Source organism: Asticcacaulis sp. P2_C5 (genome assembly GCF_056404555.1).
The window spans coordinates 38,963-61,556 of sequence record NZ_JBFUDU010000012.1 but is presented as its reverse complement, the minus strand read 5'-3'; the positions used below and the strand labels follow the sequence as shown (position 1 = coordinate 61,556).

The following is a 22,594-nucleotide window of genomic DNA, read 5'->3' as shown; positions in this document are numbered from 1 at the left end:
GGGGGCGTATTAGCGCGGAAATCTCCGTTAGTTTCTAATCTTAAGGATCCGGTTGGTGCCGTTCGACGGCCAACCCTTGGGTTGCCAGAACCGAGACGACAATGAGGGCGAGATGAGTATTAAAGCAATGTTAGGCGATGTATTTTTGGTGCCGGTCAGTGACGAGGCGTTTGGAATCGGTCAGGTTGCGGGCGATTGGAAGGGGGAGCTATACCTGATTATTTATGATGCAACTTATCCAACAGTGCGCGACGCCAAGCCACAGGATGTTTGCAGGCTCAGCCCATTACTTTCTGCGCTTTCACTGGATGCCAAGATTTATAACGGTGATTGGCCGATTATTGGTAGTGTTAAGGAAAATCTCGGTTCTACCCCTCAACCTGCGTACAAGGTAGAGCAAGGGGGGCATATGTATGTAGAATCGCGCGATCGGACTGTCACTAGGATTGCATCCGACGAAGAAGAAAGTGTGCTCCGTTTTCGTAATGTAGTTGCGCCTATTCGAATCGAGAACGCCTTGAAAGCACTAAGAGGATTCGGGGAATGGAATCCGAGATTTGATGAGCTAAGGGCGAACTATGCAGAAGACTCTTCTAAGGTGCTTGGTGAATTGTAGCCGCAGAGAGTTCGTTTGGTGCACTCGGGCGCGTCGGAGAGCAGGCGTCAACCGAGTTGACCGGACTTCCGAAAAATACTACGCGGATACCATCAGCGTCTGGTAAGAAGACGTTTCGTGTTCCAGATCATCTTGAACCCATTGATCAACGTTACATGGCTGAGACAAAGAATGTTCAACAGCAATCGCTAACATCGCTAATATTGGATGACGCTGCGCATGTTACCCGTGACGGTCGCCCTGGAAGGGTCGATGTGATCATCGACAGCCGTACTACCGTTAGCACACCGCTGCTTAGGGCTCATTTGAATCCAGGCAGCCCAATTAAGATCAGTGAGGCAGATCTCAATAAAGCCGGTTATTGATAGGAAGCACGATGAGTAAATCCGATATGGACGATCTCTTGCAGGAAGGAATAGATACTGCGGCGCATTTTCTCGAGAAAAGCGGTGAGTTTTTTCCTTTTGCTGTAGTGAAAATGGCAAAGGGGGGTATTGTTCATGTACAAGCCATCACTTCGGAAGCTATGCCTAAATCTGAAGATGTTATAACTTCTCTTATAGAATATATAAAAAATTTACCTGCCTACAGAGGAGCTGATACTGTCGGCATAGTCTCAGATGTAAAATTGACAGATAGAATAACAGGCAAATTGAATGATGCGATACGTATTCAAATTGATGATTGTCTTGAGAATTCGGTAACGTACTATGTGAGCTATGATATTAAGGCTGGAGCCGTAGAATTTGGTGAAGTCGTGGCGACGAAGGGAGAGAGATTCATTTTTTCTCCATAAAGACGGCCGGGGCTGGACTGCACCGTAATTCCGCGATCCGTAATCCGTATTCGTGGTAATCGGTGAACACAGGTTCAGGGTGCCGACGGTGCGAGTTTTTGGATCTCGATGTTACGGTAATAGACCTCGGCGTATTCGGCCTGAAGCGCAATCTTGCCGTGGTCAAGACGAACCCAGGACTGGCTGGCGGTGTCGAAGGACTTAATGTCGGTAACCTTCATATTGACGACTCCGTTGACCATGTACACAGCGCTGTCGCCATGCACGATCAGGTCAATTGTGTTCCAATCCGGTTTTTCGAGGTTCAGCTGCGCATGGCGGACCCGTTCAAAACCGTCATAGGCCCCCACGGTTACGGGCATTCCGCCCGCTTCCGGCGCGGCGTACAGTCCGGTTTTCGGGTCGGTCGTGCTGCTGACGCGCGTGGAAATGGCCCAGAGATCGCCCGTGTCGCCTTCCTGAATCTGAAACTCGGCGCCGCGCGGCCAGGCCTCGGGCGCCGCGCCATAGACATGATAAAGGAGGCCGGCGTCGCGGACCACATCGACGCGCGGTGCAAACCTCTTCTCGCCCCAACGGTATTCGAGCCGCAGGTGATAGTCGCTGTAGTCGCTGACAGTCTGAATATAGGCCTGGCTTTGCGGCGAACCGGCAACGTCCTGGGCATAGGCGTGGATGGCGCCGTCCGCGACCTCAAACAGAGCGGAAGCCGGGCGGCTGTCAACGGCCTTATTGGCGTAGGCGACGGTCCAGCCGTCGAGATTTCTTCCGTTGAACAGAGGCGTCCAGGTCTCGACCGCGGCCTGCTGTTGCGGCAGGGTCGTGCACCCGGAAAGGGTGATCAGGGCGGCGAGGATACAGACTACACGCATGATGGAGCTCCGAATTGCGCCAAGCCGCCTTTCCGGACAGCTTGCCAGTTTAATACGCCGATAACCACGTTACTTGTCTTACTCACTTCTTACTCACCGCCGGGACCGCCGGTCAACCGCACAATGACGCCGGAAGGTCCTCAACACCGCCGGAAAATCAGGACGTCAGGAAACCGCCCCGGGTTCTCTGCCACGTGCGTTTCCTTGTTTTTTTCACTCGGCGGGTTCACCTTCTTTCTGCGCGGCAAGTGTGCGATTGATATTCTGCCCTTTAATCGCTGGCTGTGCCCCTCCAAATGACCGTCAAATCCCTTCCGCATATTCGCGTTACACCGCTTGATTTCGCAGACGAGATCATGGACCGGATCGACCTGCCGGGTGGCGTGCTCGAAGTCGTGCGCGGTATAGGCTCCGGATTGACCCGACTCCCTGGCGATCCACCGAACCGGATTTGGGCCATCGGTGATCGCGGGCCCAACTTCAAAGTGCCGCTCGCCGTCAAGCGCTACGGCCTGAAACACCTGAAAGCGTTGGCCGGGACCGACGGCATCAAGGTCATGCCGATTCCGACCATTGGGCCGGTCCTATCTGAACTGCGCCTTGATGGCGACACCGTCACCTGTGTGCGCACGCTCCCGCTCAGGGATCGAAACGGCAAGGCGATTTCAGGTCTGCCCATTGCCAACGGTCTGGGCGAAACCGCCATCGATCTTGACGGAAATTCTGTCGCGCCGGATCCGTCCGGCGCCGACAGCGAGGGTATCGCGGCGATGGCTGACGGCACCTTCTGGGTCGCCGACGAATATGGCCCGTCACTGCTGCGTGTCGCGCCAGACGGGACGGTTGTCGTTCGCTGGGTGCCGCAGGGCTACGGGCATCTGTTCGACAACGCTGAGTATCCAGTCATCGAAGCTCTGCCGGCGATCGCGGGGCGGCGGCAATTCAACCGCGGTTTTGAGGCGGTGGCTCTGTCGCCTGATGATGCCTGGCTCTATGTCGCCTTTCAAAGCCCCCTGGCGCATCCGGACGAGCGGGCCCATCGCCACGGCCGCCACGTTCGGATCTGGAAACTGACCACGCAGACCGGCGCCGTGGCCGCGCAATTCCTTTATCCTCTCGACAAGCCGGCGAGCTTTCGACGCGACTGCGCGCTTGGCGCCTTCCATCGGGCGGACCTGAAGGTGAGTGAACTGGTCTGTCTTGGGCCCGACAGGCTCTTGGTGCTGGAACGCGGCTCTGCGACCAGCAAATTCTACACGGTCACACTGGATGCCAGATGCGCTATCGACCATGCCCATCTTGATGTCACCACCCGGCCAACCGTCGAAGAGCTAAGCGCCGCCGATCAGGTGGATTTTCCCCTGCCGCAACTGGCGAAATCCCTGGTTTTGACGACCGACGACTTCCCCGACATCGACGCGGACCTGGAGGGCGTCGTCATGCTGGACCCGCGCACGATTCTGGTCGTCAATGACAATGATTTCGGTGTCGAAGGTGTCGCTACCCACTTCTGGCGGATAGATCTTCCGCATGATATCTGACGACAATAACGGTTTGGCACCTATACTAACGGCACGCCCATGCGCATCGACCTGAAATCGGCCTTGTCACATCTGCCCCTGGCCGCAACGCCGGCTTGGCCGGAAGGTGTATGGGACAAGACGATGTTCGAGCATGGGACCATGTCGGTGATTGTCTTCGCGCCGCGTGGCCAGGACTACCAGACAACCCACGGTCAGGACGAGCTTTACGTCGTCATGGCCGGTTCAGGCACCCTGATGATCAAGGATACGCCGCACAGCTTTGCGACGGGTGACGTCTTGTTCGTTCCGGCGGACACCAACCATCGCTTCGTCGACTTCACCAGCGATCTGGTGACCTGGGCCATCTTCTGGGGGCCGAAGGGAGGCGAAACGGCGGTCTGAGCGATAGTTATGGGATATTTATGATATGCGGCGAAGGCCATATCCCCCCCTTATTTGCCGTTAAGGTACTGTCAACCCTATGAGGACCATGATTCCTCATCCAGCACGGGCTCGGCGGCGCCACTCATGCGGGAACAACCGCAAAAAGCGCAATGAGAGATAATCATGCCCGACACCTCCACCTTGCCCTCAGCCCACCGAATCCTTGTGGTGGATGATAATGAAAGTTCGGCCCTGACCTTGAGTTGGGCCATGGAAATGTACGGCTACGAGGTGCGGACCTGCTACGATGGACAGACCGCCGTCGCGGTGGCGCATGAGTTTCATCCCGAAGTCGTTCTGCTCGATATCGGCATGCCGGTTATGGATGGCTACGAAGTCTGCCGCAAGCTGCGCAGCGATCCGTCCCTGTGCGGCACGCGCGTCGTCGCCCAGACCGGCTGGGGTGACCCGGAAACGCGCCGGCGCACGGCCGAGGTCGGTTTCGACCATCACATGACCAAGCCGCTCGATCTGCGCGCCGTCAAAGACCTGATCGAACAGGTCGTTTAGCCGATTGACAGGCGTGACTTCGCCACGGAATACGGTCATCATCGCGTAAAACGAGGATGATCATGCGCAAGGCGGTATCGGCAACACTAATGGCATGGGCGGCAATGATCCTGGTCGCCCTGGGTTGGTCATCGACGGCCCAGGCCGCCTGTGTGATGGCGTCACCGGGCACGACGACAACCGTTGCCATAGGCGACACGGGCCGCCAGATGATGATCCATTGGCCGGCCGGTTACGACCCTGCGCGGCCGGCGCCTCTGGTCTTCTTGTTTCACGGCAGCGGCGGCAGCGGCGCGGTTATCCTGAAAGGCTCCGGCCTGGCGCAGACTGCCGATCGCGGCGGCTTTATCGTTGCGGCGCCGGACGGCGGTATACCCGTCGATAAGGGTTTCGTGTGGAATATCCCCGGCGTGCCGACCGTGACCGGCAAGATTCCCGGGCCCAATGACGCCGACGATGTGGCCTATGTCAAAGCGACCATCGACTGGCTGGCCGGGCAGGGCTGTATCGATGAGACCAGGGTCTATGCCACCGGCCTGTCGGGCGGCGGACGGATGACGTCATGGCTTGGGTGCGTCGCCGCCGATCGTTTCGCCGCTATCGCGCCGGTCGTGGGCCTGCGCGCCGGTAATCCGTCGGCCGAAGACCCGCAACGCCCCGATCCGGCAACGTGCCGGCCGTCGCGCCCGATGCCGGTGATCGCCTTTGCCGGCGACAAGGATACGACCAATCCGATCGAAGGCGGCGGCAAAGGCTACTGGCAATACACCATGCACGCCGCCGAACAGCGCTGGGCGCAGTTGAACGCCTGCACGGCGCCGCCTACCACCCTTTGGGTCGCAACCGGCATCTACGAAGAACGCTATACCGGCTGCGCCGGTGGCGCCGATGTGGTTGGGCGGATCACGGTGGGCGGCGTACACACCTGGCTGGCTGATAATGACGCCATGTGGGCCTTTCTCGCGCGTTTCCAGCGTGCCGAGTAGCGGGCCATGAAGATCCTGTCCGGTCTGGTCCTGGGGTTGCTGGTATCGATGCTGTCGGCGAGCGTGGCCGCGGCCTGTCCCGTAGCCGGACCGATCAAGTTTGCCGGCGTCAACTGGGAGAGCGGCGAGTTTATCACCGCCGTTATGCAGGAGATCCTCGAGCGCGGCTACGGATGCAAGACCGAGACCGTGCCCGGCAATACCGTGACCCTGGAACAGGCCCTGGCCAATGATGACATCCAGATCCTGGGTGAGGAATGGGTCAGCCGCAGCGATGTGTGGAACGCGGCGGCGAAGGCCGGAACCGTTCGCGCCGTCGGTCACCCCTTCATCGGCGCCAATGAGGGCTGGTACGTGCCCGACTATTTGGTCCACGGCCCTGGCGCGACCGCGCCGGACCTTCGCCGTGTCGAGCAACTGGACGATCCGCGCTATGTCGCCCTGTTCGGTGACCCGGAACAGCCGACCAAAGGGCGCTTTCTCAACTGTCCGTCCGGCTGGACCTGCGAAGGTGTCAACAGCGCCAAGCTGCAGGCCTACGGCCTGACCAGCGCCTATGTCGATTTTCGCCCCGGCACCGGCCCGGCCATGGATGCCGCCATCACCTCGGCCTATGTCCAGAAGCAGCCGGTGTTGTTCTATTACTGGTCGCCCAGCCCGATCGCCGGACGGCTGAAACTGCTGCGTTTGCAGGAACCGCCGTGGTCGAAGGCGTGCTGGGACGATTTGACAAGCAAGTCCGGACGGCACGACAGGGGCTGCACCGCGCCGCCGGCCGAGGTCGCCTATGGCGTGTCAGCGTCTTTTGCCGGGGCTGCGCCCGAGCTTGCCGCCGTTCTGGGCCATGCGACCTTTCCGCTCGATGAGCTCAATGCCAATCTGGTCGCGCGGGCCGATGGCAAGCTGTCGGCGCGCGCCCAGGCCATGGCCTTCCTGAAGGCGCGGCCCGACCTGTGGCAGACCTGGGTCACGCCTGACGCCGCCGCACGTATAACCGCCGGCCTGGGCGTGGCGCGGCCGGTCGCCCGGTCGAACTTCCCGGCCAGCTGGACTGTGTCGCTGCGCCAGCCGGTCAATGATGCCGTGGCAGGCTTGGTGCGCGATCATGGCGGCGGGTTTCGCGCCGTGTCGAATGGACTGCTGGCGATCGTGGTGGCGGTGGACGGCCTGCTCGGCGCCATTCCGTGGTGGCTGTTGATCGCCGTGCTGACGGCCATGGCCTGGTTCGGTACGCGCAAGATCGCGGTGACGATGACCGTTGGCGTCCTGATGTTCGTTATGGGGTTGCTGGGCCTGTGGGACCTGATGACCCAGACCCTGACCCTGATGCTGATCGCCACTGTGCTCGCCGTGGGGATCGGCGTGCCCGCCGGTATTGCCGCCGCCAAATCATCCTGGGTCAGGACGATCAGCCGCCCGGTGCTCGACGTCATGCAGACCTTGCCGGCCTTTGTCTGGCTGATCCCCGCCCTGATGCTGTTCGGCCTGGGCAAGGTGCCGGCCATATTGGCCACCGTCATCTATGCCCTGCCGCCGATGGTCCGCCTGACCGCGCTCGGCATCGAACAGGTCGAGCAGGAGGTCCGCGATGCTGCCGGGACCCTGGGGGCGACACCCGTCCAGATCCTGTGGCGGGTCGAGCTGCCAATGGCGCGGCCCACCCTGATGGCCGGGCTTAACCAGACCATCATGCTGGCCCTGTCGATGGTCGTGGTCGCCTCGATGATCGGGGCGCGGGGCCTGGGCGAGCAGGTGCTGAACGGCATCCAGACCCTCGACATTGGTCAGGGCCTGGAAGCCGGACTGGGTATCGTCATCCTGGCGGTTGTTCTCGATCGCATCACCCAAGGCTTCGGGATATCCTCAGATGCGAAAGTGTCAGCCGATTAACCGGAACACACCGAACTCCGGCGCCGGGCTGATCCACTGGGCGTCGATCCGCCAGCCGGCTTCACCGGCCAGCCGCGCCAGCGAGGCTGGCGTGAACTTGTGCGAATTTTCGGTATGGAAGCGCTCGCCGGCCTTGAAGGCGAAGGCGTGGCCGGCCGCCTTGACGATCTGGTCGGTCAGCGACACCAGATGCATTTCGATGCGCTCGAACTCCGGGTTCCACACGGCCAGATGGTCGAAGGCGTTGAGATCGAAATTGCCGTGCAGTTCGCGATTGATGCGCGTCAGCAGGTTCTTGTTGAACGCCGCCGTGACGCCGGCGGCGTCGTCATAGGCTGCGACCAGGGTCGCCTCGTACTTGACCATGTCGGCCCCCAGGATCAACGTGGCCTGTGGCCCAAGCACCTGGCGGACCTGGCGCAGGAACTGTGTCGCTTCGGCGTGGGTAAAGTTGCCGATGGTCGAGCCGGGGAAGAAGCCGATCAGGGGCCGGTCCTTCAACGCGGTCGGCAGTTCGACGGCGCCGGTAAAATCGCCGACCACAGGTGTCACAGCCAGGCCAGGATAGGCGGCGTTCAGACGCAGGGTGGCAAAGCGCAGGGCGTCCTCGCTGATATCGATCGGGACATAGGCGGTGATCTGGGGGGCAGCGTCGAGCAACAGGCGCGTCTTGTCGCTGGCGCCGCTGCCGAATTCGACCAGGACAGCGTCGGCGGGAATGGCGGCGACCAGTTCCGGCGCAATGCGGGTGAGCAGGGCGGTTTCGGTGCGCGTCGGATAATATTCGTCGAGACGGCAGATGGCTTCGAACAGGTCGGAGCCGATGGCGTCGTAGAAATACTTCGGCGACAGGGTCTTTTGTCGCGCCGACAGGCCGCGCACCACATCGGCGGCGAAGGCGGCGTCATCGGCCGGCGTATGGTTGCCGATGGCGATATCGCGCGCCAGCCGGACACCTGACCGCATCCAACGCTGTTCCGGCTTGAAGAAGTTGCGGTAGGTGGGGCGGCTATGACCGGCCGGCGTAAAGGCGCAACCGCCACGCAGGGTCATCTGGCCGCTCATGAACTTGCCATTATATTCGCCCACCGCCCCGGCGCCGGGTTTAAAGGCCGGATATGGCAGGTAGGCGCTTTGCGTCCATTGCCAGGCGACGTCGTCGACCTGCTGCAGCACACCGTCGCTGGCCGCGGCTTCCCATTCAGCCTCGGTCGCCAGGCGCGCGCCGGCCCAGCGGGCATAGGCGTCGGCTTCGTAATAGCTGACATGGGTGACGGGCGTTTCCGGCGTAATAGGTTCCAGCCCGCGCAGGGTCATTTCCTGCCACTCACCATCGTCATTTTGGCTTGCGTTTTGCCAGTAAAATGGCGCGTTCCAGCCCTGCGCCTGGACCTGGGCCCAGCCGTCGGACAGCCACAGGTCGGGTCGCTGGTAACCGCCGTCCGCGATAAAGGCCAGCCATTCGCCGTTGGTCACCAGGCGGTCGCTGATCTCGAACGGCGCCAACCAGACGCGATGGCGCGGGCTTTCATTATCGAAGGCAAAGGGCACTTCAGGACTTGGGCCGCGGTGGCCAATCTCGACCAGGCCACCGGGCCGCAACTGGAAGCGTCCGGCCCGCCCGCCGGCGTCGGCCGGCCATTGCGCGTCATAGGCCGGCTTTAACGGCGATTGCGCCAGCAGATGCAGGACATCCATCAACAGCAGTTCCTGATGCTGTTCCTCGTGCGCAATGCCGAGCCGGATCAGATCTTCGGTCTGCGACGACAGGTCGCCCTGCATCAGCTTGCACATATGCTGATCGACATGCGTGCGATAGGCCAGGATGTCGTCGATTGGCGGCCGGGTCAGCAATCCGCGCTGGGCACGCGGCTGGCGCGGCCCCAGGGCCTCGTAATAGGAATTGAACAGATAGGCATAGGCCGGGTCGAAGGCCGTATAGCCTGGCACCTCGGCCAGCAGGAAGGTCTCGAAAAACCAGGTCGTATGGGCCAGGTGCCACTTGACCGGACTGGCGTCGGGCATGGACTGGACCACCATGTCCTCCGGCGAGAGCGGCGCGATCAGCTCCAGGGTATGCCTGCGCATGGCGTGATAGGCGGCACCCAAGATACTAAGGGAATGGGGGCTCAGGGATGGCCACGCGGTCGGGGACGGAGATAGAACGCTGCTCATGACATCTGCCTTTGTCGGATGGGATGTAAACGCAATGATCGCGGGAAGAGGGGGATGTTGATACGAAGGGGACGCGTAAAAAGGCAATGGGCGACTGCCGCGCCGCATGCCGAAATCTCTCGTTGCGTGACCTTTATTGAGTCGACGCGGTTGGGATAGAAGGCGAGGTGGTCCTTGATAGCCGCGACACTGTCATAAGGCGCTTCGTAAGACCAGACGGCATAAACCGATCCATCAACGCCGGCCGGGATGCTGTAATAGTTGCAATCGCCCTTGTAGGGGCAGTAGGTGGCATGGTCGGTTCGCTGCAGCAGCGACATATCGAGATCGCTGCGCGGGATGTACCATACCGGGGGATAGGTGCTTTCCTGCAGGTTGAGCGCCTTATGGGTGTCGGCAATGACCTTGCCGCCGGCTGTTACGACCACGTGGGCGGTTGACGGGGTTATGGTGATCGGGTGGTCGGGGCCGGGGCGATAAACGGGTCTGCTGGACATGGCGCACCTTGCCGATCTGTTGATTGTGTTTTGGTCCGCCCGACATGGGAAACCTTACAGGGCCCCGCCACCCAGGTCACCTCAAATGACCACCACTGCTGACGTGTTCCGACAGCATGTCCGTAAATTTTCCCGCTGTAATTTTACAAACGAGGGGATAAGCCTCGAAACCGCGCTGCTGGCGTAGGAGACCTTAATGAAAACCTTCGACGCCATCATCATTGGCGCCGGCCAGGCTGGACCGCCGCTGGCCGAGCGCCTGACCCAGGCAGGGCAAACGGTCGCCATCGTCGAACGCAAGCTGTTCGGAGGTACCTGCGTCAATACCGGCTGCATGCCGACCAAGGCGCTGGTGGCCAGCGCCTATGCCGCCCACCTGGCGCGGCGCGGCCGGGATTTCGGTGTCATGACCGGAGAGGTGTCGGTCGATATGAAGGCCGTCGCCGCCCGTGCCCATAAGGTGACAATGGACGCGCGCGCCGGCATTGAAAAATGGCTGGCCGGCATGCATGGCTGTACGGTCATGACAGGCCACGCCCGCTTTGAAAGCGGGCATGTGCTTCGCGTTGGCGACGAGACGATCACCGCGCCGAAAATCTTCCTCAATGTCGGCGCCCGCGCCGCGGTGCCGGACCTGCCGGGGTTGGGCGAGGTGCCCTATCTGACCAATTCCGATATGGTGGCCTTGGATCGCCTGCCGGATCATCTGGTGGTGATCGGCGGCAGCTATATTGCCCTGGAATTCGCCCAGATGTATCGCCGCTTCGGCGCCGCGGTCACAGTGATCGAGCGTGGCGAGCGACTGGTGGCGCGCGAGGATGCCGAGGTGTCGCAGGCCGTGCGCCAGATACTGGAAGCGGAAGGGATTGCCGTTCATACGGGCGCAAAAGACTTGCAAATCGCCAGCAATTCGGGAGGCGTCCGCGTGTCGGTCGACGGCGCGGATATTGTCGGTTCCGACATGCTGATCGCCACCGGCCGCAAACCCAATACGGATGACCTGGGGCTCGACATGGCCGGTGTAAAGCTCGACGCGCGCGGCTATATCGAGGTCGGTGACGAGCTGCAGACCAATATCCCCGGTATCTGGGCCATGGGCGACTGCAACGGCCGCGGCGCCTTTACCCATACCGCCTTCAACGATTTCGAGATCATCGCCGCCAATCTGCTGGACGGCCAAAGCCGCAAGGTCAGCGATCGCATCCTGGGCTATGCGCTGTATATCGATCCGCCCCTGGGACGCGTCGGCATGACCCAGGTCGAGGCTGAAAAAGCCGGACACAGGGCTCTGGTCAGCCACAGGCCGATGACGCGCGTCGGGCGCGCTGTCGAAAAGGGCGAGACCCAGGGCTTTATCAAGATCGTTGCCGATGCCGACAGCCGCAAGATTCTCGGCGCCGCCATATTGGGCACCGGCGGTGATGAAGCCATCCACGGCGTGCTCGACATGATGAATGCCGGCGCGACGGTCGATGTGCTGCAATGGGCGGTGCCGATCCACCCGACGGTGTCGGAACTGCTGCCGACCGTATTGAAGGGCTTGAAGCCGCCGGCGGACTTGAAGCCGCGGAAGGATGGGGCCTGATGGCCGTCCGGACAGCGCATGGGCCGTGGATCCTGGCAACCTGTATCCTGGCGTCGAGCCTGTCGTTTATCGACGGCTCGGTTGTCAATGTCGGCTTGCCGGCGATCGGCCGGTCGCTTCACGCCGACGCCGCTGACCTGCAATGGCTGATCAACGCCTATCTGCTGCCGTTGGGGGCGTTGCTGCTATTGGGCGGCGCGGCGGGCGACCGGTTCGGACGCAAACGTCTATTGATCGCCGGCACAGGCCTGTTCGCCGCGGCGTCGCTGGCCTGTGCCGTGGCGCCAAACCTTTTATGGCTTCTGGCGGCACGCGCCGTGCAGGGCGTGGGCGCGGCCATCCTGCTGCCCAACAGCCTGGCAATCCTGGGTGGCGCCTTTAGCGGCGAGGCCAAGGGCAGGGCGGTAGGTATCTGGGCGGCAGCCGGCGCGGTCATGGGCGCCGTCGGGCCGGTGCTGGGCGGATGGCTTATCGACACGATCGGCTGGCGCACCATCTTTCTGATTAACCTGCCGCCGGCCCTGGGCGCGATCGGGCTGGCGATCGCTTATGTCAAGGATACCAGGGGCAAGGCGGAAGCGCCGCCGCTGGATGTGGTGGGCGGCGTGTTGGCCACGGCGGCGTTGGGCGCCATCACCTGGGGCCTGACCATCGGAAGTGGTCCGGATGGCTGGAGCCTCGGGGCGAGTCTTGCCATCGGGATCGGCCTGGCCCTGGCTGTGAGTTTTGTGGTCGTCGAACACCGGCTGGGCAACCGCGCCATGATGCCGCTGGCCATGTTCGGGTCGCGGTCGTTTGCCGGCCTGACACTCCTGACCCTGCTATTGTACGGCGCGCTGGGCGCGCTGATGGTTCTGGTTCCCTATGTGCTGATCCAGGCTGCCGGATATTCCGGCACCATGGCCGGTGCCGCCCTCTTGCCGTTTGCCGGGCTGCTCGGCCTGGCGTCGCCCATGGCCGGTGGCCTGGCCGAAAAGGTCGGACCGCGCCCGATGCTCACCGTGGGCCCGCTGATCGTTGCCGGCGGTTTCGCCTTGCTGTTGCGGATGGATGGGCACGCTGCCTATTGGTCGCAGGTCTTTCCCGCCATCCTGCTGCTGGCGATCGGCATGACCATTACCGTGGCGCCCCTGACCACGGCAGTGCTGTCGGCGGTCGACGATGCCCACACAGGTTCGGCGTCAGGGTTCAATAGCGCGGTCGCGCGCAGCGCCGGCATGATGGCAACCGCTCTGCTGGGCGGCATTCTGGCGGCATCGGGTGGCGAACTGCTCCACGGCTTTCACGTCGCCGCCATGGTCTGCGCCATAGCGAGCGTTGCAGCCGGCCTGAGCGCCTTTCTGCTGGTCCCGGCGACCACGCACAAGCCGAAAACATAGGGCGGTTATACCGATCTTAAGGCCTGATCCGTAAGGTTTAGGTTCAGTGTGCGTTGTTGTCAGGACTAAAGTCGCCATGCCCGGCCCAGCTATTAAAAATGTCGAGGTTGCCCGCCTGCTCGTGGTGGATGACGATCCGATCCTGCGCGAAATGGCGGCCGTGCACCTGGCGACGCCGGCGGTGACGGTTGAGGTGGCTGCGAATGGCGAACTGGGCTGGCAACGCCTGCGCGCCGGCGGCGTCAATATCGCCCTTGTCGACCTTGAAATGCCCGTCCTGGACGGCTTCGACCTGATCCGCCGGGTGCGCGAGGACGAAAACCTCACCGACCTGCCGATCGTCGTGGCGACCAGCCGCGCGGACATGGCGGCGATCGACCGGGCCTATAGCCTGGGCGCCACGGGTTTTGTGCTGAAACCGCTGAACTGGCGCGTCCTGGCCTATCAACTGGCCTATGTCCTGCGCAACAGCCGCGAGGAAGATCGTATTCGCGCCAAGGCCAAGGCGCTCCGGCAACTGGTTCGGGCACAGGACCGCATGCTGAGCGAATGCCACGACAGCGTCGACAAGGTCATGCGCATTTTGCTCGAGGAATCCTCGCGCCTGGCCGTGGTCAATGGACAATCCGCCACAGTCGACGGGTCGTATCTGATCGGCCGTATGTGGTCGGAACTGGAACGCCTGAGCGAAACCGTCCGCCGGCCTTCGCACGCCGGCGGCTGAACCTCAAAACCGTCATTGGATCGCCCTTGACGCAGGTGCACAAATAGGGCTTTAGGCGGGATGTCTTTCCGGTTTCTTTCCGGACCCTTGCAGACACAATCTACAAACACATCGCAAATCGCCCGCCGGACCACTACGGTCAGGCGGTGGCGCGCGCCAACAGTCTATATGAGTTCCATTTTATGCACATCAAAGCCGGCTACCATTTGACCTACGACTGTCGTGTGCCGACGCCGATGTTGCTCTGCCTGAATCTCCATCCGTCGCGCCATGGCGATCTGGTGACGCCGGAGGCCCTTAAGGTGTCGCCGGAGATAGAAACCAGCGACTATATCGACGGCTTTGGCAATATCTGCACGCGTTTGGTCGCGCCGGCTGGCAGGATTTCCTTTTCGAGTGAATTTGTCATCAGCGACAGTGGCCAACCTGATATCGTGCCGCACGACGCTGTCCAGCACGACATCCATCACCTGCCCGACGAGGTTCTGGTCTTTCTGCTGGGCTCGCGCTATTGCGAAACCGACCGGCTGTCCGACCTGGCCTGGAACCTGTTCGGCAACACCGCGCCCGGCTGGCCGCGCGTCCAGGCCATTCTCGACTATGCCCACAAGCATATCCGTTTCGACTATCAACGCGCCGACTCGTGGCGGGGAGCCTATGGCGCCTATGCCGACGGCACGGGCGTATGCCGCGACTACGCCCACCTGGCCCTGACCCTGTGCCGCTGCATGAACATCCCGGCGCGTTATTGCACCGGCTATCTGGGTGAGATCGACATTCGGCCCAGCGGATCGCCGATCGATTTTTCCGGCTGGTTCGAAGTCTTCCTGGGTGGTCGCTGGTACCCAGCCGATGCCCGCCACAATATTCCGCGGGTCGGTCGTATCCTCATGGCGATCGGCCGCGACGCCACCGACGTCGCCATCTCGACCCAGTTCGGCCCGGCGCTGCTGACCCGCTTCGAGGTCATCACCGAGGCGGTCGCATGACGATATCCGACGATCTGGCCTTCGGTCCGGCGGTCGAGGTGCTCAATCCGGACGGCGCGTCGGACGTCGTTCTGGTTTGCGAACATGCCTCGCGCCATATCCCGCCAGGCTACAACGGCCTGGGCGTCGGCGCCGCCGACCTGCAACGCCATATTGCCTGGGACATAGGCGCCGCGGAGGTCACGCGTCATCTGTCGGCCCTGCTCGACGCGCCGGCCTTTCTTGCCACGTCATCGCGGCTGCTGATCGATCTCAATCGCCCGCTGGATTCGCCTTCCAGCATCGTCGTCCATTCCGAAGCGACCGCCATCCCGGGCAATGTCGACCTGGCCGAGGCCGAGCGCCAACGCCGGGCGGCGGAGATTTTCACGCCGTTCCATGCCGCGATCGGCGCCTGTCTCGATGCGCGTCAGGGCCAAGTTCGGGGCCAGGGCCGGCCGGTCCGCCTGGTCAGCATCCACAGCTTTACACCGGTCTATCTCGGGGTGGCGCGCATCTGGCACGCCGGTGTCCTGTTCGACCAGGCGAAGGCTTTCGGCCAGGCCATGGTCGAACGCCTGCAGGAACCGGGTCTGAATGTCGGTGCCAACGTACCTTACCAAAGCGGCCGGACCGAAGACTATGCCGTGCCAATCCACGGCGACGACCGCGGTATTCCCGCCGTGCTGATCGAGATCCGCCAGGACCTGATTGGCGAGGCCGCCGGCGCTCTGGCCTGGGCCGAGCGGCTGGCGCGCGTCCTGATGGTTCCTTAAGCCGTGCCGATCACCGTCTATATCGACGCCGATGCCTGTCCGGTTAAGGACGAGACCTACAAGGTCGCTGCGCGCTATGGCCTGAAAACCGTCGTTGTGTCCAACAGCTTTATCCAGATCCCGAAGTCGGCACTGATCAGCCGGCAGATCGTCGATGCCGGCCCCGACGTCGCCGACGACTGGATTGCCGAGCAGGTCGTCCCGGGCGATGTGGTGATCACAAACGATATACCGCTGGCCGGCCGCGTGCTGGAAAAGGATGCCCACGCCCTGGCGCCCAATGGCCGCGCCTTCACCAGGGATTCGATCGGCGCCGCCCTGGCCCAGCGCGCCATCATGGAACATATCCGTTCGACCGGCGAGATCACCGGCGGGCCGCCGCCGTTTTCGGCGTCCAACCGTTCGCAGTTCCTGCAGGCCCTGGATCAGATTATCGTACGCGAACAAAGATTGCGGCGTTAAGCTTGGACGAAGCGACGATGCCGGGCTAAGCTGCGACGAACAGGCAGCCATAAGAAACAGCCGGGAGAAGACAAGATGTTCGCGTCTCATGCAAAGGCCGCATTGCGGCTGCGTTCGGCCCTGACCTTGACCGCCATGACGCTCGTCATAATGGCGGGCCACGCCACCGCCAGCACCTATGCCTATCCCTTCCTCGACCCGGACCTTCCAGCGGCGCAGCGCATCGACAACATCCTGTCCCTGATGACGGTCGACGAGAAAATCGACGCCCTGGGCACCAACAGTTCCGTGGTACGGCTGGGCATTCCCAGTTTCGGCAGTTCCGAGGGCATTCACGGCGTCGTCCAGCGCGGCAGCGAAAAGCGCGGCTGGGGCCCGGTCAATACGACGCAGTTTCCGCAGCCGCCGGGACTGGGCGAGACCTGGGACCCCGAGATTGTGCGCAAGGCAGCCGGTGTCCAGGGTTACGAGGCGCGTTATATTTCCCAGACCGCCAGCTATAACCGCAAGATACTGATGCAGTGGGGACCGCAATCCGACCTGATGCGTGATCCGCGCTGGGGGCGCAGTGAAGAGGTCTATGGCGAGGATCCGTTTTTCAATGGCACCATGGCGGTTGCCTTTACGCGTGGCCTGCAGGGCGACGACCCCAACTACTGGCAGTCGGCGGCGTTGTTGAAGCATTTCCTGGCCAACAGCAATGAGAACGGGCGCGGCAATTCGTCGTCGGATTTCGATAACCGCCTGTTCTGGGAATATTACGCCGTGCCATTCCGCATGGCCTTCGAAGACGGCGGTGCACGTGGCGTCATGGCGTCCTACAATGCGTGGAACGGTACGCCCATGGGCATCCATCCCATCCTCAACACCCTGGTTATCGATCAGTGGGGCGCCGATGTGGTGTCGAGCGACGGCGGCGCCGTGACCAATCTGGTCAAGCTGTACAAGGCGTTTCCGACCCAGGAAGCGGCCGTTGTGGCCTGCCTGAAGGCCGGGATCAACCAGTATCTCGACACCTATAAGGACGAACTGCACGCCGCCATGACGGACGGCTCGATCACCGAAGCCGATCTCGATAAGGCGCTGCGCCGCAAGTTCCGCGTGACCTTGAAGCTGGGCCTGCTCGATCCGCCTGAACGCGTGCCCTATGCCGCCATCAAGGCCAGTCCAGACTTTGGGCCTGAGCCCTGGATGGGTGAGGCCGATCGCGCCGTGTCGCTGCAAACGGCGTTGGAATCGGTCGTGCTTCTGAAGAACGACAGGTCTGCCCTGCCGCTCGACAAAACGCATGTGAAGACCGTTGCGGTCATCGGCCCGCTGGCCGACAGCGTCCATTGGGACTGGTATGGCGGCTATCCGCCCTATGCTGTGACCCCGCTGGCCGGGATCAAGGCCGAACTGGGGCCCGATGTCGCCGTCACCTATGCTGCGGACAATATCGACGGTGCCGCGATCACTGCAGCCGGGGCGGCCGATGTGGCGATCGTGGTGGTCGGTAATGACCCGACCTGCGGCCCCAACATGGCGCATGACTGGACCGATGCCGGCACCAAGCCGTGCGCCGACCCGGGCGACGGTCGCGAGGGCAGGGACCGCGAGACGATCAATCTGGCGCAGGAAGAGCTGGTCAAACAGGTCATGGCCGCCAATCCGAGGACGGTCATGGTCCTGGTGTCGAGCTTCCCCTTCGCCATCAACTGGTCACAGGCGAATGTGCCGGCCATAGTGCACATGACCCATGCCTCGCAGGACGAGGGCACGGCCCTGGCGAAGGTTTTGTTCGGTGGCTACAATCCCGGCGGCCATCTGGTGGCGACCTGGCCGGCTTCGGTCGAACAGCTGCCGCCTATGATGGATTACGACATTCGTCACGGCCGGACCTATATGTATGCCAAGGGCAAGCCGCTGTATCCGTTCGGCTATGGCCTGAGCTACACGACCTTCCGTTACGACCATCTGCGGACAACTACGAAGACAATGGCAAAGGACGGTCAGGTGACGGTTCTGGTCGATGTCACCAATACCGGCAAGGTGGCCGGCGATGCCGTACCGCAACTTTATGTCCATCATCTGAAGTCTCAGGTGGCGCGTCCGGAACGCAAGCTGGAGGGGTTCAAGCGCGTGACCCTGGCGCCGGGTGAAACCAGGACGGTCGAAATTCCGCTCAAGGCGGCGCAACTGGCCTATTGGAACGACGCCGTCAACGGCTTCACGGTCGAGAGCGAGCCCGTAGAGATCATGATCGGCGAGTCGTCGGCGGACATCAAGTTGCGCACGACGGTGTCGGTGGAGTAACTGCGGCAGAGGTGGGGCTCGAATTTTTGTGCCATCGTGTGGGAGAGGCTTCGTCCGCGCTCGGCTACGCTGCTGCGGGAATAGTCTGATTTTATAGCAGTTTTCAACGCGGAAAGCGCAGAAAAGTCGGAAAGACGCGGAAACGAAGTTCGGCGAAGCCAAATTCAAGGTGTTGCTTCTGCCGCGCGAAGCGCCATGTCATTACGAGCATTGAGGTATCTAATGCACGCCCTTCGGGCAAGAACCGTTCCCTATTTCCGCGTCTTTCCGACTTTTCTGCGCTTTCCGCATTGAAAATTTCTGTAATTTCAAAATATTACGCATCACTCGATGCCGCCCAGAAGTTACTTCGCAACAGGCGTGCGTTTGGCGTCACGCCGCGCTTGAGCCGCAGCGATCGCGCCGATCAGCAGGGCCAGCAGGACGCCCCAACCCGCCGTCATCTCGATGGTCATGAAATTGCGGTCGCTAAGGCCGACATGAAACAGGTTGGCGATTTCGGCGACGACGCTGACCAGTTGACCTGCCACAGCCCAGCGCGGCCAGGCATGTGGCGACTTCCAGCTCAGGACGTAAAAACCCTGCAGGCACAGCAGATCCGCGACGAGCAGATAAAGGGTGGCATGCTCCACCGCGATCAGGCCGAAGCCGAAACTGACTAAATAGGCGGCGAGATAGATGATAGCGCCGAATCGTTCGCGCCAGCTACCGACGATCAGGGCGTAAAGGCACACAACCAGAATCGCGCCCACGCCCAATTGCGCCACCAAGGTTTGTAGCATGCCGGTCCGTCCCCTGACTGGTTCCCATCGCGGTTGCAATAGAACAGGCAACAGACCGTGCTTGCAAGTTAAACTGTTGGACTGGTCAAACTAAGTGTCGCGCCGTAACCTTCAGGCGACACGATCCCGGAGTATGGGGTCGGGAAGGACGGGGATCTCGACGTCGGTACGTGCATCCGGCTTGTCGAATGGTGGAATAATAGCGCCGGCCTCGATGTGGAGCTGTTTCTGGACGCGGGTCAGGCCCTGGTGCGCCGCGGTCATGTGTTGCTGTGCGGCGTTAAGGGCCATCATGGCCTTGAGCGTGTTTTCGTGAACATCGCCGCTGATCGTCGCCGACATGCGGATGGCGCGGCGCGACGTAATATAGGTTTCGATCAGGTGGGCCGCCTCGCCGAGCGCGGTGTCGATGGCTTCTTCCGTAACGTGGAGCTGGACCGTCAGGGCCTTGGCGACATTGATCGTTTTCTCTTTTGACATGGGAGTTCCTGGAACTTGCACAGATTGTCCGAAAACGCTGGACCACAGGAACAATCTAGGGTGTCAACACATGCAAAAGGTAAAAAGATAAGATAAAACAAGCATTAAGCATGATTTGTAAGCAAATGTTTGGCGACGTCGGTTCATATCGAGGGTTGCAATCGATATCAGGCACAAAATCAGGCAAAAACCTAAATGTGATTTCAAAGCCAATTGGCCAGGTTCTAACCTGCGTGCCGTGTGACTGGGGAGGCAGGTTGAATCGGATTTCCGAAGACAGAGATGCCTGAAGGATCGATTACGGAAAGGGTTCGCCCATGAGTGCCATTATTACCGATCGCCAGGGGCACGCGCCGGGTAGCGCGGGTGCCGTCCCGCCCAAGATTCTGATTGTCGACGACCGTCGGGAAAACCTGCTGGCTACCGAGGCGCTGCTGAAGCCCCTCGGCGCGGAGATCGTAACCGCCGATTCGGGGGAGAAGGCGCTCAACCTCGTCCTCAAGTCTGAATTCGCCATTGTCCTGCTGGACGTCCAGATGCCGATCATGGATGGCTTTGAAACGGCGCAACTGATGAAGACCCGGCCCAGCATGGCGTCGGTGCCGATCATTTTCGTCACGGCCATCAGCAAGGAGGACCATTTCGCCACCCGGGCCGCCGAGATCGGCGCCGTCGACTACATCTTCAAGCCGATCAATCCCGACATCCTCAAGTCCAAGGTCAGCGTCTATCTCGATCTTTACCGCCAGCGCGAACAGATCCTGCAACTGAACGCGTCGCTTCGGCAATCGAACGAGGAACTCGAACGGTTCGCCTATGTCTGTTCGCACGACATGCAGGAACCGGTGCGGATGATGAACACCTATGCTGCCATCCTGACCGAATATTCCGGTGACGAGCTCAGCGACGACACCCGGCGCTATCTCGGCTACGTCAAGGACAATGCCCTGCGTATGCAGAAGATGATTCGCGACATACTCGATTTCTCGCGTGTGGGACGCGAGGAGGTCCGGCTGGACGTTGTGGATTCCCAACAAATTTTCGAGGAGATCGTTCACGAGTTTCACGACACGATCGCCCGCAAGAACGCCATTGTCACGTCGGACGGACTGCCTATTCTGAAAACCAGCCTGACCCTTATGCGCGTGGTGCTGCAGAACCTGATCGGTAACGCGCTGAAGTTCCAGGACGGCCAGCGGCCGCCGGAAATCTCCGTCACGGCCAGGCGTGAAAACGGTGCTGGTGGCAACGCCGCCTGGCGTTTCGACGTCCGCGACAACGGTATTGGCGTCGATCCGGCCTTTACCGGGCGCATTTTTACCATCTTCCAACGCTTTCACCGCGAAGACGACTATCCGGGAACAGGCATCGGGCTATCGACCTGCCGCAAATTCGTCCGCCTGTGCGGCGGTGATATGAGCTTTACGTCGCGGCCGGGTGAAGGCAGCACCTTTACCTTTACCCTGCCGGTTAATTCCTGATAAGCTGGCGCGTGTTAAGCTTGGGTGGGGCGTCTGGCCCGTTCGATTGGAACAAGATCATGCGCACGTCACTGGAAATCCTGCTGGTCGAGGACAATGAAGGCGATGTCGAAATGACGCGCCGGGCGCTCAGCACCGCGACGCCACCCGTTCACATATCGGTCGCCAATAACGGCAACCAGGCGCTGGAATGTTTGCACAAGGAAGGCAAGTATGAAGGCGGTGTCACGCCCGACCTTATCCTTCTCGACATCAATATGCCGCGTATGGACGGCAAGCAGTTCCTGGGCGTGGTCAAGGAATCAAGCGAGTTCAAAGCGATTCCCGTCGTCATGTTCACCTCGTCGGAATCGCAGGCGGATATACGAGAATGCTATGACCGGCATGCCAATGGCTATGTGGTGAAGCCGTTCGACGGCCTGCAATACGCCAATACCCTGCGCCAGGTGATCAATTTCTGGGGCAATCTGGGCGAACTGCCGAGATAGTCTTGATGACGGATTTGACGGCCCTGGCGGTCGTGTTAAGAGGCGCCTCCTGTCAGGAGTCACCATGCTTAAAATCTACGGCATCCCCAATTGCGACACCATGAAGAAGGCTTTCGACTGGCTGAAGGCGCGGGCTGTCGCCTATGATTTCCACGACTACAAGCAGTTGGGCATCGATGCCGCGCATCTGAAAGCCTGGACCAGGGCCGCCGGCTGGGAAAAGGTTCTCAACAAGACGAGCACGACCTTCAAGGCGTTGCCCGACGCGGACAAGCAGGACCTGACCGAAGCCAAGGCCATTAAGCTGATGATCGCCCAGCCTTCGATGATCAAGCGGCCGGTCATAGAGATCGGAGGGCTTGTCTTGACGGGGTTCAAGCCGGACACCGTGGCGGCGCTGGAAAAGACCGCTCTATAGAGCCGTGTCGACCTTTTTCCAGGTTTCCGATTTGCAGATCAACCCGCCCAGGACACAGCCCGTGGTCGTCAGGGTCTTGCCGTCGATCGAGACGCGGCCCTGGTAGGTGCGGCCGTCTTCCGGATTGAAAGCTTCGCCCGTCCACAGTGTCTCGCCCGTCCTGGCCAGTTTCAGGAAAACCGGTTGGCCAACAAAGGCTTTGGATTTCAGTCCCGGCCTGAGCCAGGCGATCTTGCCGCACAGCGCGTCGCCGCAGGGTTCGAAGCGAATGCGCGACGTACCGGTCGAGCGTTCCCAGAATCCGGCAAGCTCGGCGGCGGCGGCGCCCGTCGCAACCAGCGACAGACCCAGCATAACGGGGATGAGGACTAATGAAATGGCGAAACGACGCATGGCAGCACCCGGCAAATCCAGATTCGCCGACTTTACACGCAATAGGTGAGAGTT

24 protein-coding genes are annotated in these 22,594 nt (G+C 61.2%); 18 read left to right on the top strand and 6 right to left on the bottom strand.

Features of this window, described 5'->3' with window-relative positions:
• Positions 1–112 precede the first annotated feature (112 nt).
• From AC1DXO_RS20025 to AC1DXO_RS20015, 3 genes are read left to right on the top strand one after another with little or no spacing between them, the layout of a single operon-like run.
• A complete protein-coding gene (locus AC1DXO_RS20025) occupies positions 113–616 on the top strand; it encodes an Imm26 family immunity protein (protein WP_476979954.1) in 504 nt (167 codons plus the stop codon).
• A gap of 56 nt (positions 617–672) precedes the next feature.
• Positions 673–981, top strand: coding sequence for a putative toxin (locus AC1DXO_RS20020; RefSeq protein WP_476979953.1), 309 nt, complete (start codon positions 673–675; stop codon positions 979–981).
• An 11-nt stretch (positions 982–992) separates the two neighbouring features.
• Complete coding sequence (locus AC1DXO_RS20015) at positions 993–1,412, top strand: hypothetical protein (protein ID WP_476979952.1); 420 nt, start codon at positions 993–995, stop codon at positions 1,410–1,412.
• 74 nt (positions 1,413–1,486) lie between these two features.
• Here AC1DXO_RS20015 and AC1DXO_RS20010 read toward each other — a convergent pair whose 3' ends face one another.
• Positions 1,487–2,284 carry a 3-keto-disaccharide hydrolase gene (locus tag AC1DXO_RS20010; RefSeq protein WP_476979951.1) on the bottom strand — a complete coding sequence of 266 codons (798 nt, stop codon included), beginning with the start codon at positions 2,282–2,284 and terminating at the stop codon, positions 1,487–1,489.
• 296 nt (positions 2,285–2,580) lie between these two features.
• Here AC1DXO_RS20010 and AC1DXO_RS20005 point away from each other — a divergent pair, with 296 nt between their 5' ends.
• From AC1DXO_RS20005 to AC1DXO_RS19985, 5 genes are all read left to right on the top strand, one after another.
• Positions 2,581–3,825 (top strand): esterase-like activity of phytase family protein, encoded by a 1,245-nt coding sequence (locus tag AC1DXO_RS20005; protein ID WP_476979950.1) that lies wholly within the window; start codon positions 2,581–2,583, stop codon positions 3,823–3,825.
• 39 nt (positions 3,826–3,864) lie between these two features.
• On the top strand, positions 3,865–4,209 hold the full coding sequence (locus AC1DXO_RS20000) for a cupin domain-containing protein (protein WP_476979949.1): 345 nt from the start codon (positions 3,865–3,867) through the stop codon (positions 4,207–4,209).
• A 165-nt stretch (positions 4,210–4,374) separates the two neighbouring features.
• Positions 4,375–4,761, top strand: a complete 387-nt coding sequence (locus tag AC1DXO_RS19995; RefSeq protein ID WP_476979948.1) for a response regulator — start codon at positions 4,375–4,377, stop codon at positions 4,759–4,761.
• 62 nt (positions 4,762–4,823) lie between these two features.
• Complete coding sequence (locus AC1DXO_RS19990; RefSeq protein ID WP_476979947.1) at positions 4,824–5,747, top strand: CE1 family esterase; 924 nt, start codon at positions 4,824–4,826, stop codon at positions 5,745–5,747.
• A 6-nt stretch (positions 5,748–5,753) separates the two neighbouring features.
• A complete protein-coding gene (locus tag AC1DXO_RS19985) occupies positions 5,754–7,637 on the top strand; it encodes a glycine betaine ABC transporter substrate-binding protein (protein WP_476979946.1) in 1,884 nt (627 codons plus the stop codon).
• Here AC1DXO_RS19985 and egtB read toward each other — a convergent pair.
• Together egtB and AC1DXO_RS19975 are read right to left on the bottom strand one after the other, a co-directional pair.
• Positions 7,626–9,812: an ergothioneine biosynthesis protein EgtB gene (gene egtB, locus AC1DXO_RS19980; RefSeq protein ID WP_476979945.1), complete on the bottom strand. Its 2,187-nt coding sequence runs from the start codon at positions 9,810–9,812 to the stop codon at positions 7,626–7,628. The genes AC1DXO_RS19985 and egtB overlap by 12 nt on opposite strands.
• Positions 9,809–10,309, bottom strand: a complete 501-nt coding sequence (locus tag AC1DXO_RS19975) for a DUF427 domain-containing protein (RefSeq protein ID WP_476979944.1) — start codon at positions 10,307–10,309, stop codon at positions 9,809–9,811. The genes egtB and AC1DXO_RS19975 overlap by 4 nt, the downstream gene beginning before the upstream one ends.
• A 196-nt stretch (positions 10,310–10,505) precedes the next feature.
• On the opposite strand from AC1DXO_RS19975, the gene AC1DXO_RS19970 reads away from it, so the two are divergent.
• From AC1DXO_RS19970 to AC1DXO_RS19940, 7 genes are all read left to right on the top strand, one after another.
• Positions 10,506–11,894: an FAD-containing oxidoreductase gene (locus AC1DXO_RS19970; protein ID WP_476979943.1), complete on the top strand. Its 1,389-nt coding sequence runs from the start codon at positions 10,506–10,508 to the stop codon at positions 11,892–11,894.
• Positions 11,894–13,273 (top strand): MFS transporter, encoded by a 1,380-nt coding sequence (locus tag AC1DXO_RS19965; protein WP_476979942.1) that lies wholly within the window; start codon positions 11,894–11,896, stop codon positions 13,271–13,273. Before AC1DXO_RS19970 ends, AC1DXO_RS19965 begins: the two co-directional genes overlap by 1 nt.
• Positions 13,274–13,349: 76 nt before the next feature.
• Positions 13,350–13,997 carry a response regulator gene (locus AC1DXO_RS19960; RefSeq protein WP_476979941.1) on the top strand — a complete coding sequence of 216 codons (648 nt, stop codon included), beginning with the start codon at positions 13,350–13,352 and terminating at the stop codon, positions 13,995–13,997.
• A gap of 182 nt (positions 13,998–14,179) precedes the next feature.
• Positions 14,180–14,986, top strand: a complete 807-nt coding sequence (locus tag AC1DXO_RS19955) for a transglutaminase-like domain-containing protein (RefSeq protein WP_476979940.1) — start codon at positions 14,180–14,182, stop codon at positions 14,984–14,986.
• On the top strand, positions 14,983–15,741 hold the full coding sequence (locus tag AC1DXO_RS19950; protein ID WP_476979939.1) for an N-formylglutamate amidohydrolase: 759 nt from the start codon (positions 14,983–14,985) through the stop codon (positions 15,739–15,741). Before AC1DXO_RS19955 ends, AC1DXO_RS19950 begins: the two co-directional genes overlap by 4 nt.
• 3 nt (positions 15,742–15,744) lie before the next feature.
• Positions 15,745–16,203: a YaiI/YqxD family protein gene (locus AC1DXO_RS19945; RefSeq protein ID WP_476979938.1), complete on the top strand. Its 459-nt coding sequence runs from the start codon at positions 15,745–15,747 to the stop codon at positions 16,201–16,203.
• A 75-nt stretch (positions 16,204–16,278) separates the two neighbouring features.
• On the top strand, positions 16,279–18,498 hold the full coding sequence (locus tag AC1DXO_RS19940) for a glycoside hydrolase family 3 C-terminal domain-containing protein (RefSeq protein ID WP_476979937.1): 2,220 nt from the start codon (positions 16,279–16,281) through the stop codon (positions 18,496–18,498).
• Between the two features lie 344 nt (positions 18,499–18,842).
• Here AC1DXO_RS19940 and AC1DXO_RS19935 read toward each other — a convergent pair whose 3' ends face one another.
• Together AC1DXO_RS19935 and AC1DXO_RS19930 are read right to left on the bottom strand one after the other, a co-directional pair.
• Positions 18,843–19,280 (bottom strand): hypothetical protein, encoded by a 438-nt coding sequence (locus AC1DXO_RS19935; RefSeq protein WP_476979936.1) that lies wholly within the window; start codon positions 19,278–19,280, stop codon positions 18,843–18,845.
• 111 nt (positions 19,281–19,391) lie between these two features.
• On the bottom strand, positions 19,392–19,760 hold the full coding sequence (locus AC1DXO_RS19930) for a hypothetical protein (protein WP_476979935.1): 369 nt from the start codon (positions 19,758–19,760) through the stop codon (positions 19,392–19,394).
• A 317-nt stretch (positions 19,761–20,077) separates the two neighbouring features.
• Between AC1DXO_RS19930 and AC1DXO_RS19925 the strand changes: the two genes are divergently transcribed.
• The 3 genes from AC1DXO_RS19925 (at position 20,078) to AC1DXO_RS19915 (ending at position 22,147) form a co-directional block, all read left to right on the top strand.
• A complete protein-coding gene (locus AC1DXO_RS19925) occupies positions 20,078–21,241 on the top strand; it encodes a sensor histidine kinase (RefSeq protein ID WP_476979934.1) in 1,164 nt (387 codons plus the stop codon).
• Between the two features lie 59 nt (positions 21,242–21,300).
• Complete coding sequence (locus tag AC1DXO_RS19920; protein ID WP_476979933.1) at positions 21,301–21,729, top strand: response regulator; 429 nt, start codon at positions 21,301–21,303, stop codon at positions 21,727–21,729.
• Positions 21,730–21,793: 64 nt separating this feature from the next.
• Positions 21,794–22,147 (top strand): arsenate reductase, encoded by a 354-nt coding sequence (locus AC1DXO_RS19915; protein WP_476979932.1) that lies wholly within the window; start codon positions 21,794–21,796, stop codon positions 22,145–22,147.
• On the opposite strand, the gene AC1DXO_RS19910 is transcribed toward AC1DXO_RS19915, so the two are convergent.
• Positions 22,142–22,540, bottom strand: a complete 399-nt coding sequence (locus tag AC1DXO_RS19910; protein ID WP_476979931.1) for a DUF2147 domain-containing protein — start codon at positions 22,538–22,540, stop codon at positions 22,142–22,144. The two genes, AC1DXO_RS19915 and AC1DXO_RS19910, sit on opposite strands and share 6 nt — an antisense overlap.
• Positions 22,541–22,594 lie beyond the last annotated feature (54 nt).

Bases quoted from the DNA above. Each gene is read 5' to 3' on its own strand.
- AC1DXO_RS20025 (WP_476979954.1), top strand. From the start codon at position 113: ATGAGTATTAAAGCAATGTTAGGCGATGTATTTTTGGTGCCGGTCAGT.
- AC1DXO_RS20015 (WP_476979952.1), top strand. From the start codon at position 993: ATGAGTAAATCCGATATGGACGATCTCTTGCAGGAAGGAATAGATACT.
- AC1DXO_RS20010 (WP_476979951.1), bottom strand. From the start codon at position 2,284: ATGCGTGTAGTCTGTATCCTCGCCGCCCTGATCACCCTTTCCGGGTGC.
- AC1DXO_RS20005 (WP_476979950.1), top strand. From the start codon at position 2,581: ATGACCGTCAAATCCCTTCCGCATATTCGCGTTACACCGCTTGATTTC.
- AC1DXO_RS20000 (WP_476979949.1), top strand. From the start codon at position 3,865: ATGCGCATCGACCTGAAATCGGCCTTGTCACATCTGCCCCTGGCCGCA.
- AC1DXO_RS19995 (WP_476979948.1), top strand. From the start codon at position 4,375: ATGCCCGACACCTCCACCTTGCCCTCAGCCCACCGAATCCTTGTGGTG.
- AC1DXO_RS19990 (WP_476979947.1), top strand. From the start codon at position 4,824: ATGCGCAAGGCGGTATCGGCAACACTAATGGCATGGGCGGCAATGATC.
- AC1DXO_RS19985 (WP_476979946.1), top strand. From the start codon at position 5,754: ATGAAGATCCTGTCCGGTCTGGTCCTGGGGTTGCTGGTATCGATGCTG.
- egtB (WP_476979945.1), bottom strand. From the start codon at position 9,812: ATGAGCAGCGTTCTATCTCCGTCCCCGACCGCGTGGCCATCCCTGAGC.
- AC1DXO_RS19975 (WP_476979944.1), bottom strand. From the start codon at position 10,309: ATGTCCAGCAGACCCGTTTATCGCCCCGGCCCCGACCACCCGATCACC.
- AC1DXO_RS19970 (WP_476979943.1), top strand. From the start codon at position 10,506: ATGAAAACCTTCGACGCCATCATCATTGGCGCCGGCCAGGCTGGACCG.
- AC1DXO_RS19965 (WP_476979942.1), top strand. From the start codon at position 11,894: ATGGCCGTCCGGACAGCGCATGGGCCGTGGATCCTGGCAACCTGTATC.
- AC1DXO_RS19960 (WP_476979941.1), top strand. From the start codon at position 13,350: ATGCCCGGCCCAGCTATTAAAAATGTCGAGGTTGCCCGCCTGCTCGTG.
- AC1DXO_RS19955 (WP_476979940.1), top strand. From the start codon at position 14,180: ATGCACATCAAAGCCGGCTACCATTTGACCTACGACTGTCGTGTGCCG.
- AC1DXO_RS19950 (WP_476979939.1), top strand. From the start codon at position 14,983: ATGACGATATCCGACGATCTGGCCTTCGGTCCGGCGGTCGAGGTGCTC.
- AC1DXO_RS19940 (WP_476979937.1), top strand. From the start codon at position 16,279: ATGTTCGCGTCTCATGCAAAGGCCGCATTGCGGCTGCGTTCGGCCCTG.
- AC1DXO_RS19935 (WP_476979936.1), bottom strand. From the start codon at position 19,280: ATGCTACAAACCTTGGTGGCGCAATTGGGCGTGGGCGCGATTCTGGTT.
- AC1DXO_RS19930 (WP_476979935.1), bottom strand. From the start codon at position 19,760: ATGTCAAAAGAGAAAACGATCAATGTCGCCAAGGCCCTGACGGTCCAG.
- AC1DXO_RS19925 (WP_476979934.1), top strand. From the start codon at position 20,078: ATGAGTGCCATTATTACCGATCGCCAGGGGCACGCGCCGGGTAGCGCG.
- AC1DXO_RS19920 (WP_476979933.1), top strand. From the start codon at position 21,301: ATGCGCACGTCACTGGAAATCCTGCTGGTCGAGGACAATGAAGGCGAT.
- AC1DXO_RS19915 (WP_476979932.1), top strand. From the start codon at position 21,794: ATGCTTAAAATCTACGGCATCCCCAATTGCGACACCATGAAGAAGGCT.
- AC1DXO_RS19910 (WP_476979931.1), bottom strand. From the start codon at position 22,540: ATGCGTCGTTTCGCCATTTCATTAGTCCTCATCCCCGTTATGCTGGGT.